Genomic DNA, 20,618 nt, shown 5'->3' with positions numbered 1-20,618 from the left:
TTAAAGTAATGTTGTTCCGTTTGAGATTTTTACATCATAAAATTTTAATTCAATCCCAAATGTATCTAAATAAAGATTTGAAAACTTACTTTTTACCTGATTTTCATGTCCTTTTTTGATTAAATTTATGGTACAGCCTCCAAAACCGCCTCCCATAACACGAGAACCAATAATGGCATCATCTGCTTTTGCAGTGTCTACAAGCATGTCTAACTCGGCACAGCTTACTTCATATTCCTGAGATAAACCATAATGTGTTTCAAAAAGCAATTGTCCTAAAAGTTCAATATCTCCTTTGTCCAGCGCTTCGCAGGCTTTTATAACTCGGTTGATTTCTTTTACAACAAAATGAACTCTTTTAAAAACTGTTTCGCTCATTTTATCCTGAATACTTAAAAGCTGTTCTTCAGAACAATCTCTGAAACTTTTTACTTCAGGAAAATTACTTTTAATAATCGCTAACCCTTGTTCACACTCAATTCTGCGTGTGTTATACTCCGATGTAAAAAGAGAATGTTTTACATTACTATCCATTAAAATCAAGGAATAATCTTTAAAATCAGCATTGTGATATTCAAAATCAAGCGTGTTGCAATCTAGTTTTATAACCTTATTTTCAAGACCGTGAACGCTTGAAAACTGATCCATAATTCCGCAGTTAATTCCAACCCAGTGTTCTGCCTTTTGTCCTAATAATGCTATATCAACTTTTTCAATTTTTAAATCAAAAAGCTGTTTGATTCCGAATAATGTTCCGCATTCTAAAGCCGCAGAAGAAGACAATCCCGAACCAACCGGTATATTACTGCTAAAAACACAATTGAAACCATCAAACGAATATCCGTTATCCTGCAATTGTTTTATAACACCGCGAATGTAATTCGTCCAAACAACATCGCTCAGTTTTACTTCCTGAGTTAAATCAATTTCAAATTCTTCATTTAAATCAATGGCGATTACTTTTGATTTTTTTGAATTGTTTTTTTCAAATGCAAAACAAATCACTTTATCAATTGCAGCCGGTAAAACAAAACCGTCATTGTAATCAATATGTTCTCCAATAATATTAATTCTTCCCGGAGAAAGCACCACTTTTTCTGGCTTAGAGCCAAATGATTTCTCAAAAAAAGCAGTCGTATTTTGTATTAAAATATCACTCATTATATTGTAATAGGTAGTTAGTTTATATTTTCAAATTTGTAAACCGTTTTCTGAATATACTCTTCGCCTTTTTTCAAAACCGAATTCGGAAAAAGGGCGTGATTTGGAGCATCTGGAAAATTTTGAGTTTCAAAACAAATTCCGCTTGTTTTATGGTAAACCACATCATTTTTTCCTTTTAAAATATCAAAACAGTTTCCGCCCACATATATATGTACACTTGGCTGATCTGTATAAACGCTCATTTTTAAATTATTTTTAGAGCTTGATAAAACCGCAGAAGCATTGTTTGTTGGTTCAATTACAAAAGAATTATCTATGGAAGCCGGGCAGTTTTTCGCCGCTCTAAAATCAAATTCATGATTCCTAAGATCAATAAATTTTCCGGTTGGAATATTCTCGTGGTTCGTCTCCACTATTTTTTCAGCATCAATAAAAACGGTTTGATCTAAAACACTTCCATCGTGTCCGTCCAGATTAAAATAACTGTGATGCGTTAAATTTATAATCGTGTCTTCTGTTGAAACCGCTTTATAATATAATTTCAATTCATTTTCTTCTGTCAAAGTATACGTTAAATCAACATGTAATTCTCCCGGATAATTTTCATCTAAATTTTTACTTATAAGACTAAATGTTATCGAAGGATTTTCGCCCAAAGTTTGATTGGTAACATTCCATACTTTTCTTCCAAAACCATTATTTCCGCCATGCAGGGAATTTCCGTTATTGTTTTTGGCCAACTCATATGTTTTTCCATTCAATGAAAAAGTTCCTTTATTGATTCTTCCCGCATAGCGTCCAACTGTTGTTCCAAAATAAGGAGCACTTGGCAGCAAATACGATTCTAAATAAGAAGAAACAGAATCAAAACCCAAAACCACATCAACAAGATTTCCGTTAGAAACCGGAACTTGTAATGACGTCACAGTCGCTCCATAATTTGTAATCTCGACTTTCATACCATTTTTATTCGATAATTCTAAAGAAAGAATTTCGTTGTTATCTGGAGTGAAACCAAAGGATTTAGAATTATAAGTTTCCTTTAAATGCGATTTATGTTTTATTTCCATGTAAATTTTGCCAAAAGTGAAATTCAAAAATAGAAACATTTCTTTACTTTTACATACCAGTACCTACCAGTTTTTGTATATTGCACAAAATTTCTCTTTTCCTATGAATATAATTTCGATTCAAAATAACATTGGTCTGCCAAAATATAAGCAGATAATTCTTTCAATAGAAAAAGCAATTGAAGAAGAAAAATTAGTAAAAGGCGACAGGCTTCCGTCAGTAAATAAAGTCTGTCTGGCGTTTTCATTATCGCGCGATACCGTTTTGCTGGGCTATGAAGAACTCAAAAAAAGGGGGATTATTTATGCCATTCCCGGAAAAGGATATTACGTTAAAAGCGTTGAAATCACTATAAAACAAAAGATTTTTTTACTTTTTGATGAGCTTAATATTTTTAAAGAAGATATTTATAACTCGTTTTTAAACAGCATTGGAAAAAATGTTCAGGTCGATATTTTCTTTCACCATTTCAATAGTCAGGTTTTTCAAAAGCTCATAAACGACAGCAACGGCAATTATACCAAATACATTTTGATGCCCACAAATTTAAAAGATATTGTTGCTTCGATAAAAACCCTACCAGTAGGTGACGTAATTATACTGGATCAGACTAATCCTGATTTGAAAATATATCCGGCCATTTATCAAAATCACCAAAAAGATATTTTTGAAGGATTGCATAGAGGAAAAGAGCGATTGCGTAAATACAAAAAACTGATTTTGATTTTTCCGGGTTTTCGCGAACCGCTTGGAATGAAATTGGGTTTTGAAGATTTTTGTGCCGAATATAATTTTGAATCTGAAGTTATTGCTGAATTTACCAACAGAGAAATTTCCGAAGGAGATTTATATATAATTCCAAATGATCGTGATTTAGTTCGCGTAATCGAAAACGCCAGAGATAAAAACTTAAAACTCGGAGCTGATTTTGGAATTATATCTTATAATGAAACACCGCTGAAAAAAATAGCCGCTAACGGAATCACCACTATTTCGACACATTTTGAAGCAATGGGAAAAATCCTCGCCGAAATGGTTCTTAAAGGAAAGAAGGAACAAATAGAAAACAAATCGTCTTTAATTATGAGAAATTCTTTGTAATGACTCAACAAAGAATTTTAGCAAAAAAATTGTTTATATCACAGTAAAACAGCTTTTTGTTTGAAAAATCTAATAGTAAATTAATAAAAAACAATTTCTTGTTTTTGAAGATATATTTTGCTTACATTTGCAAATGTAAATTTTACACTTATTAATTTGTTTTAACGGTTAGTGTTCATAATGACCGCTTAAAGCAATGTTAAAAAAGATAATAAATAATTTTGTTTATTTTTTTAATAGTAGTTTTATTGAAGAAAAAACCCTGAAAATTGTGGATTTCAGGGTTTTGTTTTTTATAGATATTGCCACAGATTAAAAAGATTCACACAGATTTAAAAAATCATTTTAATCCTTTTATCCCGATAGCTATCGGGAGTGGCTAAACTTTCTTTATAAGTTTAAGACGAAATCATTAAGTAATTTCTCTTCATACTTTTCTTTATTAAAAGTGTATAAATAAGATCCTTTTCTGGACGACTGCATATCTTTTTCTTCCAGTTTATTCAGGATTTCAAGAGAATTTATTTTACTGATAAAGTTTCTCTTATCTAATTCTTTGCTTAAAATTGCTTCATATAATTCTAAAAGCTGACGCATGGTGAATTTTTCCGGAAGCAATTCGAATCCAATTGGTTTTATCGAAGTTTTATAACGAAGTCTTTTTATTGCATTTTGAACCATGTCGTTATGGTCAAAAATTAAATTCGGAGCCTCGTTAATAGGAAACCATTCTGCGTGATAATTTTTAATTAGTTCTTCATTGTGGTTTTCGATATTAATCAAAGCAAAATACGAAACCGAAATTGTTCTTTCGACAGGATCACGATCAATTTCACTGTAAGCATATAACTGCTCCATATAGATATCGTTAAGACCTGTATATGTATTTAAAATTCGGATAGCCGCATCGTCTAAAACTTCATCACGTTTTAAAAACCCCCCAATTAAAGACCATTTTCCTTTTTCAGGTTCAAAATCTCTTTGAATTAAAAGTATTTTTAAACCGTCACTGTCGAATCCAAAAATAATACAATCTACCGCTAGTAAAACCTTATCGGCAGAGCTATAACTGTTTAGCATATTCAATATTTTATTGGTAAAGATATAAACTTCCTCAATTGTTTCATAATTTATTAATGTAGATTTCACACTTACAATAATAACACTTCAAAAATAGAGTTAAAAAAATCACTTTTTGGACAAAAATAACATTCATTTTTCTTTTTTAAGATTTTTTTAATTCAAAAACAGGATAATACAGGACAGTTTTTTGAAAAAAACTTAAAAATACCTACTAGTTAAATAAGTTTTTATTTACAAAAGTAGTAAACAAATCACATTTAAATGATTAAAAAACAACTCATTTATATCTTTTTTCATCAAGCCGTTTTTTTGATTAAAAAGTGGCTTTTTGATTAAAAGTGTAGTTTTTACACAATTAAGACGTCAAAAACATTTCTTTTTTTGAAATAAACAGCAATTTTTTAAATGTTACAAATACACTTAAATTACGATATGTGTTTTTTTTCAGATGTTTTTTTGTCATATTAATTTGTTTTTGCGCATTTTTTTTATTTAAATTTACAAATGTAAGATTAACACTTATTAACTAACCACAAAACCAACCTTAAACAAACCAGTATGATAACAAACCAACAATTAATTTTTTACTGCAATTTTTTATTGCCAAAAAAAGACTGGATTTTAGCAATTTTCATGCTAATTTTTTCTGTTAATCAAATGTCGGCTCAAGGCAAAACGATTAACGGAGTTGTTACTTCGGCACAAGACAATCTGCCTTTGCCGGGAGTAAACATCATGATAAAAGGAACCAAAACAGTTGTTACAACTGGATTTGACGGAGAGTATACGATTAAAGCATCTTCTACTGATGTTTTAGTTTATTCATTTATAGGATTTCAAATTCGTGAAATCCCGGTAGCAAATCAATTAAAAATAGACGTAGTCTTAAACGAAGACACAAACAAATTAAATGAAGTCGTAGTTATTGGTTACGGAACTCAAAAGAAATCAGACTTGACCGGTTCTGTAAGTGTTGTAAATTTAGAGTCGGCGAAAAAAACAGTTACTTATGATGCGGCAAAAATGCTGCAAGGGCAAGTTCCGGGCGTAACCGTACAATCGTCAGGAGAACCGGGAGGTTTTGTCAATATTAAAATTAGAGGAATAACTTCTTTTACCAATAATAATCCGCTTTTTGTAATTGACGGAATTATGGTAGACGCTCCTTATGATTTTGCTCCTGGAGAAATAGAATCTATGCAGGTTTTAAAAGACGCTTCTTCGGCAGCGATTTATGGTGTTCGCGGTGCAAATGGAGTTGTAATTATTACCACAAAAAAAGGTAAAGCAGGACGAATGGACGTGAAATTCAAATCGATCGTAGGACTTCAAAATGTAGCTAAAAAATGGGATGTTACAGATCGTGAAGGCTATCAAAAAATTACCAGCGAGGCCGAAAGAAACAGAGATATTAGAGCAGGCGTTCCGATAAGTATTGCACCAGGAAATGATCCAAACAGCCCTTCTTATATTACAAATGTAAACACAGACTGGCAAAAAGAAGCTCTACAAACAGGAGTTATACAAAATCAGGCGCTTACACTTAACGGAGGTGCAGAAAACATTGCCTATAGTTTTAATGTTGATTATTTTAAAAACACCAGTTACGTCAAAACCCCTCAGGATTATGAGAGATTGTCCACAAATTTGAATTTAAATGGTAAAAAAGGAAAATTCAAATACGGTGTAAAAATAGGCTACACACAATCTGATAAAGAAATTTTTAATGAATACAATGCGGGACAAACGGTTATCAGCGATATTCTGGGAGCAGTTCCAACAATGCCGGTTTACGATTCTAACAGATTAGGCGGATACGGCGGAACAGATAATTTGACGCAAAGAGCGATTTCGATGAACCCAATTGGATATAATAATCTAATTGAAAATAATGGAAAAAGAAACCGTTTCCTTGGTGATGTATGGGGAGAAATTGAAATCGTAAAAGGGTTAAAATATAAATTAGACGTAAGTTACGACAGAACAGACTGGCAAAACAGAAAATTTATTCCGCCAAGTGATTTAGGATGGTATTATATCACTACAAATGACGAAGCTTCTTTAGATATTTCTAACGGAAATGAATTAAGAACGTTCCTGAATAATTTATTGACTTATGAAGTTACGCTTGGTAAACACAAAATAGACGCTCTTGCAGGATGGATTCAGGAAAGAAGAGAAAATTACAACCACTGGTCAAGAGGTGTAGGTTTTAAACCGGGCGAAATCAGCATGATGCAGTACGCAGATTCCAGAGATGCAGGTGAATACAAGTTTACCATCACCGGAATTTCTTATATCAGCAGATTAAATTATTCTTATGATGACAGATATTTATTGCAGGCTAATTTTAGACAAGACAAAACCTCTCTTTTTAGTGAGATCAATAATTCGGCAAATTTCTATTCTTTTTCTGGAGGATGGAAAATCAGCAACGAAAAATTCATAACTCTACCAAAATGGATCAGCAATATTAAACTTCGCGGCGGTTACGGTACATTGGGTAATAACACGATTCCGCAATACTTTTTTGCTTCAACAGTAAACAGTTTCGCAGGGTATGATTTTAACAACGAACTCGCTCCGGGTACAACCGTAGTAAGTTCTCTTGATCCAAATGTAAAATGGGAGAAAACAAGCAGTAATAACATTGCTTTAGAACTTGGTTTTTTTAATAATGATTTACAATTTACAGCAGAATATTTTTCTAAAAAAGTTACAGATATCTTAGTTACTGTGCCTCTGCCGTTTTCTACAGGAGCTTTTCCGGCGAGCATTTTTACTAATGCAGGAGACATGAAAAATCATGGTTTGGAATTTACAGCATCATACAGTAATCATCATCATAAATTTAAATATGATATCTCTGCCAATTTTGGAACGCTGAAAAATGAAGTTACTAAAATTGGAGTGAATTCAAATCCGCTTTACGGAGCAGTTTCAAAAACAGAAGTAGGAAGATCTGTGGGTGAACTTTTTGCATGGGAAGCGATTGGTATCTTCCAAAATGCAGCTGAAGTTGCGGCTTCTCCAACACAAACTGGAGCCGCTCCCGGAGATATTAAATTTAAAGATGTAAACGGCGACGGTGCCATTACAGATGCCGATAGAACTTTTCAAGGGGTAACAATTCCTAAATATGGTTTCGGAGTGAATTTTAGTGCTTCTTATGCCAATTTCGATTTTTCCATGTTCTGGCAGGGCAGCGGCGGAAATAAAATTTTCAATGCCATGTACCGTAATTTGATGATTGGTCAATATACAAACCACCACACAGACGAGTTAAATTACTGGACACCAACCAATACAAATACAAACGTTCCGGCTCCGGTTATTGGCGATCCAAACGGAAATTCAAGAGACTCAAACAGATTTATTGAAAGCGGCGATTATGTACGGCTGCAAACTATGGAATTAGGGTATAACATTCCGTTAAAAGATCAATTTATTCAAAGTGCTAAGGTTTACATCAATGGGCAGAACTTATTAACGATCACAAAATATAAGGGTTACGATCCTGATTTTAATAGTGACGGACTACTTTCAAGAGGATATGACGCAGGATCTTTTCCAAATCCAAGAACCATTTCTTTGGGTGTTGAAGTAAATTTTTAAACGAGCCTAATCAACTAAAAACGTATTAAAATGAAATATAAAATATTTAACTATATAGCAGTTTTCTTTTCACTGGCTGTTGTAACAACAAGCTGTGTTGATGATGAAGATTTGACCCAACTCGACCCAAATAATGATGCAGTAGATTCTTTTTGGAAAACAGATCAGGATGCATTGGAAGGAATTAATGCCGTTTACGGAAGTTTATTAACAGATGGTACGTACATGAGAAGTACGCCATTATTATTAGATGCCAAAGCCGATGATTCTCGCACAAACAGTCCTTGGCCATCAATGTATAACGTTGGACATTTTAACTCCAATGTTGCCGATGCAGCGATTTACGGATGGGCTTTTGAAACCTATTATCAAGGTATTTATCGTGCCAATCAGGTCTTGACTAATGTTCCAGATATTCAATTTGAAAATGAAGCGCTTAAAAACAGAATTTTAGGGCAAGCTTATTTTTTAAGAGGATTGTATTTATTTCACGCCGTAAATATGTTTAAAAATGTACCAATTCCGTTAGATGTTGAGGTATATCATCCGCAAAAATCAAATGAAGAAGGCTGGGCTCAGGTTATCGCCGATTTTAAAACAGCAGCTGAATTACTGCCTAATTCTTATGTTGGCGTTACAGGTTTGGATGCAGGTCAAAAAGGACGCGCTACAAAAGGAGCAGCTTTAGGATATTTAGGAAAAGCATATTTATTTACTAAAGATTTTACAAATGCAAGAACTACTTTTAAACAAGTTATTGATTTAGGAGTTTATTCTTTGGTTTCAAATTATCGAGACAATTTTACCACGGCAAACGAAAACAATTTAGAATCCCTGTTTGAAGTACAATTTAGCAGAGATGCCGGCGGTGTTGATTTAGGCTGGGGCGGTGCACCTGCATCTGGCTGGGGAAAAACATCTGCACGTGCCATTACGTATGCGCCAAGAGCTTTTGGATGGACAGATGTACAGCCAACATGGGCCTTATTTAATGAATTTCAGGAAGAAAAAACAAAAACTGGTGACGTTGATCCGCGTTTAGATGCCACTATTTTTTACAACAAACCCGGAACAAAATTATACGGAAGAGATTTTGCTGCTTTTTATGCTTCAAGTCCCGGAGATTTAAACGATTTGTTCTGTAGAAAATATCAAAATTCTGACGGTGAATTTGCAGACGAATACGACTGGCGTTCGGGAATTAACGAACGATTATTAAGATATGCCGATATACTTTTAATGTATGCCGAAACTTTAAACGAAACGGGCGATACACCGGGAGCATACACATACATTCAAATGGTTAGAAACCGAGTGAATCTTCCTGATTTATCAGTTACAAAACCGGGAATGAACCAAGACCAGATGAGAGAACAAATCGGGCACGAAAGATTTTTAGAATTTCCATTGGAAGGCCACCGTTTTGATGACATACGCCGCTGGGGTTGGCTTCAAAATCCAACAAAATTAGCATGGCTGAAAACAAGAGATGCCGAGTTTAATTCATATACCGCAGGACGTGAATATTTCCCAATTCCACAGTTAGAAATGGATAATAATCCGGGAACAAAACAGAATGACAGTTATTGAGTTTTCAGTCTCAGTCACAGTTTTCAGTGCCAGTATCACTGTAAACTGCAAACTGAGACTAAAAAATAAATTTTGAGTTAGTTAGAATACCTAATATCATGTGAAGAGTTCAAAATCTTCACATGATATTCCAACATTAAAAACCCATGAAAAAAGCACTTTTAATTACATTTCTTATCGCCTTTTGTAATCAGGCGGGATTCTCCCAAAGCACAGTTGTCACCATAAAAAACAATGCTGATGCGCCAACAATCAACAAAAATATCTACGGACATTTTGCAGAACATTTAGGACGCTGTATTTACGGAGGTTTTTTTGTGGGAGATACTTCAAAAATACCCAACACACAAGGAGTCAGAAATGATATTATTGCGGCTTTAAAAGATCTAAAAATTCCAAATTTAAGATGGCCTGGAGGATGTTTTGCCGATACGTATCACTGGAAAGACGGAATTGGCCCAAAAGAACAAAGACCTACAATTGTAAACCAATGGTGGGGCGGTGTAACCGAGGATAACAGCTTTGGAACACACGACTTTTTAAACCTTTGCGAAGTATTGGGCGCAGAACCATATTTATCAGGAAACGTAGGCAGCGGAACCGTTCAGGAATTATCAGACTGGGTTCAGTATACCAATTTTGGAGGTAAAAGTCCAATGAGTGATTTACGTAAAAAGAACGGAAGAACAGAACCTTGGAAAGTAAAATTCTGGGGAATTGGTAACGAAGCCTGGGGCTGCGGCGGAAACATGACCGCAGATTATTACGCTGGAGAATACCGTAAATTCACCACTTTTATGTCAGATTGGAATAATTCTGGCGGAATAACGCGCATCGCATCTGGGGCAAACAGCAGCGACTACAACTGGACAGAAGTTTTAATGAAAAATATTCCGCTAAATATGTTAGGCGGAGTTGGCGTTCACCATTATGCCGTAATTGATTGGGGCAAAAAAGGAGAAGGAGTAAATTTTTCTGAAGAAGAATATTTCAAAACCATGCAGTCTGCCTTAAAAATGGAAGAACTCGTTACCAAACACGCAGTCGTAATGGACAAATACGATCCAGAGAAAAAAGTAGCAATGGTTGTAGACGAATGGGGAGGCTGGTACGAAGTAGAAAAAGGAACAAATCCGGGATTTTTATATCAGCAAAACACCATGCGTGATGCTGTTTTAGCCGGAACAACTTTAAACATTTTCAATAATCATGCAGACAGGGTTCGTATGGCAAATTTGGCGCAATGCGTAAATGTTCTGCAAGCCGTAATTCTTACCGATAAAGCAAAAATGATTGTAACGCCAACCTATCATGTAATGAAAATGTACAGCGTTCATCAGGATGCAAAATTACTGCCAATCAGTTTTCAGTCGCCTTTGTATACCGTTAAAGGAGAAACACTTCCTGCGGTATCCGTTTCAGCATCAAAAGATAAAAACGGAGCCGTTCATATTTCAGTAGTCAATGTTGATGCTAAAAATAAAAACAAAATAGAAATCGACACCAACGATCTTGGAGTTAAAAACTTTACAGCAACAGTTTTAACATCGGCAAAATTGCAGGATTACAATTCATTTGATACACCAAACAAAATTGTACCAACAGTTTTTAAAGGTTTCGAAAACAAAAAAGGAAAACTTGAAATTACTATTCCTCCTTTCTCAGTAATTGTTTTAGAAGGAAAATAAAAGAGATAAAAGATGAAAAAAGCGAATTCCATTTTGAAAATAGTTCCTTTCATCGGGTTTTTGGTGATGGCTGTTTTATCCAGTTGTTCCAAAGATGATCCGGCGCTAGAAACTCCTACTCCGCCCGTAGTCGTAGATCCGCCTGTGGTTACGCCGGCTTTTCCCGGCCCGACTTATGCCGATAATTATACGGCAATAGCAAGCTGGGGAAACAGAACCCAATGGAATTTAGCCAATGTACACGATCCATCCGTAGAAAAATCGGGAGAATATTATTATATGTATCAAACCGATGCTTCTTATGGAAATGCCCATGATGGAAACGGACATTTTTTCTACAGAAGATCAAAAGATTTAATCAATTGGGAATTTATGGGATCTTCAATGACTCAGGCTCCGGCTTGGGTAAAAGATTCCTTAAACAATAAAAGAGCCCGAATGAATCCGGCACTTCCTCCAATAGAAAATCCAAATTACGGATATTGGGCGCCGTGTGTGCGTAAAGTCGGGAACATTTACAGAATGTATTACAGCATTGTGGTAACTAATCTAATTACAGGAACAGACACCAATACTTCATGGACAGAACGTGCTTTTATTGGTTTGGCCGAAACAAATGATTTAGGCTCAAACAATTGGACAGATAAAGGAATGGTAGTCTGCTCAGAACCGGACGGTGTAAAAAGTTATGTTCGAAATGGAGGAAACGATTGGGATGCTTATTTTAAATTCAACGCCATTGACCCAAGTTTTATAGAAACTCCGGAAGGCGATCAATATTTAATTTATGGTTCATGGCATTCTGGAATTGCTGCTTTAAAACTAAACCCAACAACAGGAAAACCAGACAAGTTAAAAACAATTGACGATTACGGAGTACGAATCGCAGGACGCGGAAATGTAAATACAAACCGCTGGCAGGCACTCGAAGGCCCTGAAATTATCTACAATCCAGATACGCAGTTTTATTATTTATTTCTGGCTTATGATGAATTATCAGTTGCTTATAATACCCGTGTAGCACGCTCAAAAAACATTTTAGGCCCTTATGTAACCAATACCGGAATCAGTATTACCAACGGAGCAGAATGTTATCCGATGATAACGCATCCGTATCAATTTAAAAATCATACGGGCTGGGTTGGATTTTCGCATTGTGCCGTTTTTCAAAACCCAACAACCAAACAATGGTATTATGCGTCACAGGCACGATTGCCGGAAGGTGTTGCTGGAATCAACGTTTCAAACGCTGTAATGATGGGACATGTTCACGGTATTCAATGGACAGAAGACGGCTGGCCTGTTGTAGAACCGGAACGTTATGCAGGAGTTCCAGCAACTACAATTGCCGACGCAAGTTTAGTGGGAACTTGGGAACAAATTACCATGAATTACCAATATAAAACCATGCAAAAATCAGTTACGATTTATTTAACCGCAGATAAAAAAGTAAGCGGTGATGTAAATGGAACTTGGTCGTATGACGCAACTAAAAAAATTGCAACCATAAACGGAGTTAAATGCAACGTAGTTGATGCTTGGGATTGGGAATCAGCAACAAGAAAAGTGACGTTGAGCTATACCGGAATAAACAGTGCAGGATTAGCTGTTTGGGGCAAGAAAATAAATTAAAGATAATGCCACAGATTTCACAGATTAAAAGGATTAAAAAATCTGCGTGAGAAAAAATAAGCCACGAATTACACAAATTTCCACAAATTAAATTCGAGAAAATTAGTGCAATTCGCGGCAAAAAATAAAGCCAAAGATTAAAAAGAAATCATTTTAATCCATTTAATCTGTGGCAAAAAAAAATAAAACTATATCACAATGAAGAATTTATTTAAAAGCCTATTCATTTTATTCTTAATTGTTTCGTGCAAAAGCATTGCTCAGGTCGATTCGTCAAAATTTAATAATCCCATTATTAAAGATAAATACACCGGAGATCCCGCAGCATTGGTTTATAAAGACAAAGTCTATTTATACGCAGGTCATGACGAAGCACCAAACGATTTTCATTTCTATAAAATGAACGAATGGCTGGTATATTCTTCATCTGATATGAAAACTTGGGAATCGCATCCCGTTCCCTTAAAAGTAACCGATTTTAAATGGGCAAAAAGCGATGCATGGGCTTCTCAGGTAATAGAAAGAAACGGAAAATTTTATTGGTATGTAACAGTAGAACACGGTTCTGTACCCGGAAAATCAATTGGAGTTGCCGTTTCAGACAGTCCAATTGGCCCTTTTAAAGACGCATTAGGAAAAGCCCTAATTACAAACGATATGACCAAATTTTCTATTATAAGCTGGGACGATATTGACCCAACAGTCTATATCGATACCGACGGACAAGCTTATTTGTTTTGGGGAAATACAGCGTGTCATTACGCCAAATTAAAAGAAAACATGACCGAACTTGAAGGTGAAATTCATCACATAGAATTACCGCATTTTACAGAAGCACCATGGATTCACAAACATAAAAACTGGTATTATTTGTCATACGCTTATGAATTCCCTGAAAAAATTGCATACGCGATGAGCAAATCGATTAACGGCCCGTGGGAATTTAAAGGAATTTTAAATGAAATAGCAGGAAATAGCAATACGAATCATCAATCGATAATTGAGTTTAAAGGACAATCGTATTTCATTTACCACAACGGAGCATCAATTCCCGACGGAGGAAGTTTTAGAAGATCAGTCTGCGTCGATAAATTATTTTATAACAAAGACGGAACAATGAAAAGAGTTATTATGACATCGGAAGGAATACAATAGATTGTCAGTCTGAGCGAAGTCGAAGACAGTCGCAGTTTTCAGTTTTTAGAGGAATTTTCAGTCTCAGCTTAAATGACCTAAAAACATTCAGATAAAGCCAAAACTTAAATTAACTTATATAACTTATATGGTTTACAAAAACATAAAATATATACTATCTGTTCTAATCTCCTGCATTGGTTTAGTTTCGTATGCACAGGAAATTGTAGTACACGACCCAGTCGTTATCAAACAAAAAGACACGTATTATTTATTCTGTACCGGAAAAGGAATCAGTGTTTTTAGTTCCAAAGATTTAAAAAACTGGAATCCCGAACCACAAGTTTTCAAAGACAAACCCCTTTGGGCAGAAGGCGTTGCAGCCGATTTTAAAAACCATATCTGGGCGCCGGATATTTCGTTTCACAACAATAATTATTATCTCTATTATTCGGTTTCGGCTTTCGCCAAAAATACTTCGGCGATTGGCGTTGCGACCAATACAACTTTAGATTCAAAAGATAAAAACTACAAATGGGTCGATCAGGGAATTGTCATTCAGTCACAGCCTAATCGCGATATGTGGAATGCTATTGATCCGAATTTAATCTTCGATGAAAACAATACACCTTGGCTTGCTTTTGGTTCTTTTTGGGAAGGGCTGAAAATGGTAAAACTAAATCCCGATTTAAAATCAATCGCACAGCCTCAGGAATGGCACACGATTTCAAAACGTAAAAGAAGTTTTGAATTACCAGATTCTGATCCCGGAGACGGTGCACTCGAAGCTCCTTTTATCTTTAAGAAAAACGGTTATTATTATCAATTTCTTTCGTGGGATTTATGTTGCCGCGGAGAAAAAAGCACCTATAAAGTGGTCGTAGGAAGATCAAAAAATGCAACCGGACCTTATGTTGATAAAGACGGAAAACCACTAAACGAAGGCGGAGGAAGTTTAGTTGTTCAGGGCGATGAAAATTACTTTGGCGCAGGCCATAACAGCGCTTATACATTTGATGGGAAAGACTATGTTTTTTACCACGCTTACGAAAAGAAATCCAACGGAACACCGAGATTAGTAGTAAAAGAAATGCAATGGGATGCAGATTTATGGCCAATTTTAAAATAGAATTATCAATATAATGAAAAAATATACTTTCACATTAATACCAATTTTAATTGCACTTCTCGTTTTGATTTCCTGCAAAGAAACCAAAAACGATGTGGTGCAGTCTAATAAAATTTCGGCATTAAAAGCAGGTTACGAAATAGAACCAGTCAATATTCAAAATGTAAAATTGACTGATTCATTTTGGCTTCCAATCATCAAAAGAGTTCAGGAAGTTACGATTGCATACGCCATTCAAAAATGTAATGAAGAAGGACGTTTCGAAAATTTCTTAATTGCCGGAAAACAAAAAACGGGAGAAGTTCGAGGGCAAATGCCTTTTGACGATACTGATGTTTATAAAATAATAGAAGGCGCATCAAACACTTTAATTTCTGCCCCAAATCCGAAATTGGAAAAAGTGCTCGATTCCTTAATTGCCATTGTAAAAATAGGTCAGGAAAAAGACGGTTATTTAACCACATGGAGAACCATAAATCCGGCAAAACCGCCAGCGCCGTGGGTTCCGGTTATAGAAGGAAAACGTTGGGAATCATTACAAATTAGCCATGAATGCTATAATGCAGGACATTTGATTGAAGCTGCTGTGGTACATTATGAAGCAACAGGAAAAAGAAATTTTCTTGACATCGCCATCAAAAATGCCGATTTATTAGTGAAAACTTTTGGTGATAAACCCGGTCAGGTAAGAGGAGTTCCGGGACATCAAATTGTAGAAACGGGCTTGATAAAATTGTATCAAATTACCGGAAAAGAGGATTATTTAAAACTAGCTAAATACTATTTAGACAATCGTGGAAATCCAAGCAATCATAAATTATATGGCGAATATGCACAAGATCATATTCCGGTAATTCAGCAAAATGAAGTTGTTGGACACGCCGTAAGAGCTGTTTATATGTATGCAGGAATGACAGATATTGCTGCCATGACAAAAGATCAAGGTTATACCAATGCCGTAAATAATTTATGGGAAAACATGGTAAATAAAAAAATGTACATCACAGGCGGGATTGGTTCTAGACACGATGGAGAAGCTTTTGGAGCCAATTACGAATTGCCAAACTTAACGGCATACAACGAAACCTGCGCCGCAATTGGCGATGTTTACTGGAACCACAGATTGCATAATTTATACGGAAAATCACAATATTTTGATGTGATCGAAAGAACCATGTACAACGGATTAATTTCCGGAATTTCATTAGATGGAAAAGAATTTTTCTATCCAAATGCCTTAGAAGCCGATGGCATTTTTAAATCAAACAGAGGTTCTTGTACACGTCAAGCTTGGTTTGATTGTTCTTGCTGCCCAACTAATTTAATCCGATTTATTCCGTCGATTCCGGGGCTTATTTATTCAAAATCAAAAGATGTTTTGTATGTGAATTTATATGCTTCAAACAACGCATCTTTCACTTTAGGAAAAACTGATTTACAAATTTCACAGCTAACATCTTATCCTTGGAACGGAAAAATAGCTATTTCGGTTAACCCGAAAAAAGAAAGCCAATTTACCATCAAACTTAGAGTTCCGGGTTGGGCAAGAAATGAAGTTTTGCCGGGCGATTTATATACTTATAAAAAAACTTCAACCCAAAAACCAACGATTATTTTGAATGGAGAAACATTAGCGATTCAGCCGCAAGACGGTTATTTCGTAATCTCAAGAAATTGGAAAAAAGGCGACAAAATCAATCTTAATTTTCCAATGGAAGTTCAGGAAGTAGAAACCAATTCAAAAGTAGAAACCAATAAAAATAAAGTTTCTCTGGAATATGGACCAATCGTTTACGCTGTTGAAGAAATCGACAACAAAACCAATTTCGACAAGATAAATGTAGCATCTGGAGATACTTTCAAAGTAAAAAAAGAAGCCAATTTATTGCAAGGCGTAAATGTCATTGAAAATGAAAAATTCAAAGCAATTCCATATTATTCATGGTCAAACCGAGGAATAGGAAAAATGAAAGTCTGGCTGGATTACAAGACGAATTAAAGTTCCGAAGGAACGATTCATATTGTAGAGACGGATTTCAATCCGTCAGACGCAAAGGAATAAAAATAATGCCACAGATTAAAGGATTAAAAAGATTAAAAAAATCTGCACAATCCCCAAAATCTGCGAGAAACAAAAAAAGTAAAAAATCCGTTTTATCCGCGGTTTCACGTTAGTGAATCAGTGTCATCCGCGTGCCATAAAAACATAAAAATAAAAAAATGAAGCCCAATTTAATTACCAAAATTACCCTTTGCGGAGCGTTGCTGACAAGCATGTACACATCGGCACAAAAAAACAATCTTCAGGTTGATGCGTCCAAAACAATCACGAAAATTCAGCCCACGATGTACGGAGTATTTTTTGAAGATATCAATTTTGCTGCCGATGGAGGTTTATACGCTGAAATGATTAAAAACAGATCATTCGAATTTCTGTTTCCAATGATGGGATGGAACGAGCCAAACAGCGACCGCCATAAACTAAACCAGCAATCCGGAATTGCAACTGTAATTCAGTATTCTCAAAAAGGGACAAACCACAATTACTGCAGAGTTACGATTAATGATGCAAATGGTTATCAATTGGTAAACGAAGGTTTCAGAGGAATGGGGATCAAGAAAGATTTGAAATACAATTTGTCTTTAAAAGCTTCTAAAATATCGGGAAACATTTTGAAAATTAAATTCCAGTTTATAGATAAAGACAACAGAGTTTTGGGAGAAACCTCGGTTGTTCCAACATCAGCAGATTGGTCAAATTATACCGCACAATTAACATCAAATGCAACAGAAGCCAAAGCCAAATTGAAAATCACTTTTGAAGGAACCGGCGTAATTGATTTAGACAATATTTCATTATTTCCAGAAGATACTTGGGCAGGAAGAAAAAACGGACTTCGTAAAGATTTAGTGCAATTATTATACGATTTAAAACCGGGATTCTTGCGTTTTCCGGGCGGTTGTATTGTGGAAGGAAGAACACTTGCAGAACGTTATCAATGGAAAAAATCAGTTGGAAAAGTAGAAGAAAGAGAAACGGCAGTTAACCGTTGGAATATGGAATTTGCACACAGACCGGCGCCCGATTATTTCCAGAGTTTTGGTTTAGGATTTTTTGAATATTTTCAGCTTTCAGAAGACATTGGCGCTTCTCCGCTTCCAATTTTAAGCTGCGGAATGGCATGTCAGTTTAATACCGGACAATTAGTTCCGATGGATCAGTTAGATCCTTATGTGCAGGACGCTTTAGATTTAATCGAATTTGCAAATGGCGGAACAGAAACAGCTTGGGGAAAAGTCAGAGCCGATATGGGACATCCAAAACCATTCAATTTAAAATTCATTGGAGTTGGAAATGAACAATGGGGACCAGATTATATCGAGCGTTTCAAAGTGTTTCAAAAAGCCATCAAAGCAAAATATCCAAACATTACAATCGTATCTGGAACTGGACCATTTCCTGACGGAGATTTCTATGACTACGGTATGAAAGAATTGAAACAGTTAAATGCAGAAATCGTTGACGAACATTACTATAAAGATCCGGCTTGGTTTCGTAAAAATGTAACACGTTACGATAATTATGACCGAAAAGGACCAAAGATTTTTGCTGGAGAATATGCAGCACAAAGTGTTGCAATCGCAAGTCCGGAGAATAAAAACAATTGGGAATGTGCTTTCTCTGAAGCCGCTTTCATGACTGGAATGGAACGAAATGCTGAGGTTGTTCACTTAACATCTTATGCACCTTTATTAGCTCACGTAGAAGGCTGGCAGTGGACTCCGGATATGATTTGGTTCAACAATTTACAATCGTACGGAACGCCAAATTATTATGTTCAGAAATTATTCTCAAACAATAAAGGAACAGATTTAATCAATATTACAAAAGATGGAAAAGCTGTTACAGGGCAAAATGATTTGTTTGCATCAGCAGTAAAAGATGTGAATTCAAAAGAAGTAATTCTGAAAATTGTAAACACATCAGCAGCATCTCAAAATGGTTCAATTGATGTAAAAGGAGCAAAATTAGACGCAAAAGGAACTGCTGTAATTTTAAAAGGAGATGGAATAAATGATGAGAATTCTTTTGAAAATCCGACTAAAATCAGCCCAAAAGAAAGTGAATTTAAGGTGTCAGGAAATAAAGTTCAATATGATTTTCCGGCATACTCGGTTACCGTTTTGAAAATTAAGATGAAATAATCGCAATGTAATAAATGTAACACTAACATTTATTTTTTGTTTTGGTCTTAAACCCTTGTTTTGATGCATTATTTGTAAAAATTCAGGAGCTATATTTTATTAAGTGTTTTTAATACACTTATAAATTATTTATAATTATATTTGTCATTATTTAAAATTAATTTCGAATGAAAAATTACGTAATAGGATTAGACTACGGAACAGATTCTGTTCGTGCGGTGCTTATCGATACTGAGAATGGACAGGAATTAGCATCTAATGTTTCTCATTACAAAAGATGGAAAAACAAACAATATTGTGACGCTTCTATAAATCAATTTCGTCAGCATCCTTTAGACCATATTGAGGGTTTAGAAATCACAATTCAAACCGTTATAAAAGAAAGTAAAGTTGATCCAAAATTGGTTCGCGGAATTTGTATTGATACAACAGGATCTTCTCCGGTTCCCGTTACAAAAGATGGAACTCCATTAGCTTTGACAAAAGGTTTTGAAGAAAACCCAAATGCAATGATGGTTTTATGGAAAGACCACACTTCTATAAACGAAGCAAACGAAATCAACGAACTGGCAGTAAGCTGGGGCGGAGAAGACGTTACAAAATATGTTGGAGGAATTTATTCATCAGAATGGTTTTGGGCAAAAATCCTACACATTGCCAGAGAAGATGAAGCCGTTCGAAATGCAGCTCATACCTGGATGGAACATTGCGATTTAATGACTTATTTATTAATTGAAGATAAAGATTTAAAGACCTTTAAAAGAAGCCGTTGCGCTGCAGGACACAAAGCAATGTGGCACGCCGACTGGAATGGACTTCCTCCGGTTGAATTCTTAGAAAAATTACATCCGTATTTAGCTCAGCTTCGCGGAAATTTATATGATGAAACGTATACATCAGATTTATCAGCAGGAAATTTAAGCAAAGAATGGGCAGATCGTTTAGGACTTTCTACAGAAACAGTTGTGGCTGTTGGAACTTTCGATGCGCATTCTGGAGCTGTTGGAGCAAAAATTGGAGAAAATACTTTGGTTCGCGTTATGGGAACTTCAACTTGTGATATTTTAGTTGGTTCTTATGATGAAGTTGGAACTAAAACCGTTCGCGGAATCTGCGGGCAAGTTGATGGTTCTGTAATTCCGGGATTTATTGGTCTTGAAGCAGGACAATCTGCTTTTGGAGATTTATTGGCTTGGTACAAAGAA

13 protein-coding genes are annotated in these 20,618 nt (G+C 35.4%); 10 read left to right on the top strand and 3 right to left on the bottom strand.

What is annotated here, in order from left to right:
* Both galK and B3C18_RS17805 read right to left on the bottom strand, forming a co-directional pair.
* Complete coding sequence (galK, locus tag B3C18_RS17810; RefSeq protein WP_291149624.1) at window positions 1-1,161, bottom strand: galactokinase; 1,161 nt, start codon at window positions 1,159-1,161, stop codon at window positions 1-3.
* Window positions 1,162-1,178: 17 nt separating this feature from the next.
* A complete protein-coding gene (locus B3C18_RS17805) occupies window positions 1,179-2,234 on the bottom strand; it encodes an aldose epimerase family protein (RefSeq protein ID WP_291149621.1) in 1,056 nt (351 codons plus the stop codon).
* A gap of 103 nt (window positions 2,235-2,337) precedes the next feature.
* Here B3C18_RS17805 and B3C18_RS17800 point away from each other — a divergent pair, with 103 nt between their 5' ends.
* Entirely contained in the window at window positions 2,338-3,336 is a 999-nt protein-coding gene (locus tag B3C18_RS17800; RefSeq protein ID WP_291149617.1) for a GntR family transcriptional regulator, read from the top strand.
* A 390-nt stretch (window positions 3,337-3,726) separates the two neighbouring features.
* On the opposite strand, the gene B3C18_RS17795 is transcribed toward B3C18_RS17800, so the two are convergent.
* Complete coding sequence (locus B3C18_RS17795; protein WP_291149636.1) at window positions 3,727-4,416, bottom strand: NUDIX hydrolase; 690 nt, start codon at window positions 4,414-4,416, stop codon at window positions 3,727-3,729.
* A gap of 561 nt (window positions 4,417-4,977) precedes the next feature.
* Here B3C18_RS17795 and B3C18_RS17790 point away from each other — a divergent pair.
* From B3C18_RS17790 to B3C18_RS17750, 9 genes are all read left to right on the top strand, one after another.
* Window positions 4,978-8,034, top strand: a complete 3,057-nt coding sequence (locus tag B3C18_RS17790) for a SusC/RagA family TonB-linked outer membrane protein (RefSeq protein WP_291149614.1) — start codon at window positions 4,978-4,980, stop codon at window positions 8,032-8,034.
* Between the two features lie 30 nt (window positions 8,035-8,064).
* The gene (locus B3C18_RS17785; RefSeq protein ID WP_291149611.1) at window positions 8,065-9,624 is read left to right on the top strand and encodes a RagB/SusD family nutrient uptake outer membrane protein; all 1,560 of its coding nucleotides are present in this window, start codon (window positions 8,065-8,067) and stop codon (window positions 9,622-9,624) included.
* Window positions 9,625-9,770: 146 nt separating this feature from the next.
* On the top strand, window positions 9,771-11,312 hold the full coding sequence (locus B3C18_RS17780; RefSeq protein WP_291149608.1) for an alpha-N-arabinofuranosidase: 1,542 nt from the start codon (window positions 9,771-9,773) through the stop codon (window positions 11,310-11,312).
* Between the two features lie 12 nt (window positions 11,313-11,324).
* Window positions 11,325-12,944: an arabinan endo-1,5-alpha-L-arabinosidase gene (locus tag B3C18_RS17775; protein ID WP_291149605.1), complete on the top strand. Its 1,620-nt coding sequence runs from the start codon at window positions 11,325-11,327 to the stop codon at window positions 12,942-12,944.
* A gap of 198 nt (window positions 12,945-13,142) precedes the next feature.
* Window positions 13,143-14,099 (top strand): glycoside hydrolase family 43 protein, encoded by a 957-nt coding sequence (locus B3C18_RS17770; protein WP_291149602.1) that lies wholly within the window; start codon window positions 13,143-13,145, stop codon window positions 14,097-14,099.
* Between the two features lie 127 nt (window positions 14,100-14,226).
* Window positions 14,227-15,207 carry an arabinan endo-1,5-alpha-L-arabinosidase gene (locus B3C18_RS17765; RefSeq protein WP_291149599.1) on the top strand — a complete coding sequence of 327 codons (981 nt, stop codon included), beginning with the start codon at window positions 14,227-14,229 and terminating at the stop codon, window positions 15,205-15,207.
* 13 nt (window positions 15,208-15,220) lie between these two features.
* Window positions 15,221-17,206, top strand: coding sequence for a glycoside hydrolase family 127 protein (locus B3C18_RS17760; protein WP_291149596.1), 1,986 nt, complete (start codon window positions 15,221-15,223; stop codon window positions 17,204-17,206).
* Between the two features lie 221 nt (window positions 17,207-17,427).
* Window positions 17,428-19,413, top strand: a complete 1,986-nt coding sequence (locus B3C18_RS17755) for an alpha-L-arabinofuranosidase C-terminal domain-containing protein (RefSeq protein ID WP_291149593.1) — start codon at window positions 17,428-17,430, stop codon at window positions 19,411-19,413.
* Window positions 19,414-19,580: 167 nt separating this feature from the next.
* Window positions 19,581-20,618, top strand: a 1,038-nt coding sequence (locus B3C18_RS17750) for a ribulokinase (protein WP_291149590.1), incomplete at its 3' end; no start/stop codon positions are given.

The sequence above is a fragment of the Flavobacterium sp. UBA7680 genome, from assembly GCF_002482975.1.
Lineage (GTDB): Bacteria > Bacteroidota > Bacteroidia > Flavobacteriales > Flavobacteriaceae > Flavobacterium.
Note: the sequence above shows the minus strand (reverse complement) of the source record. Positions and strands in the feature narration are given on the sequence as shown.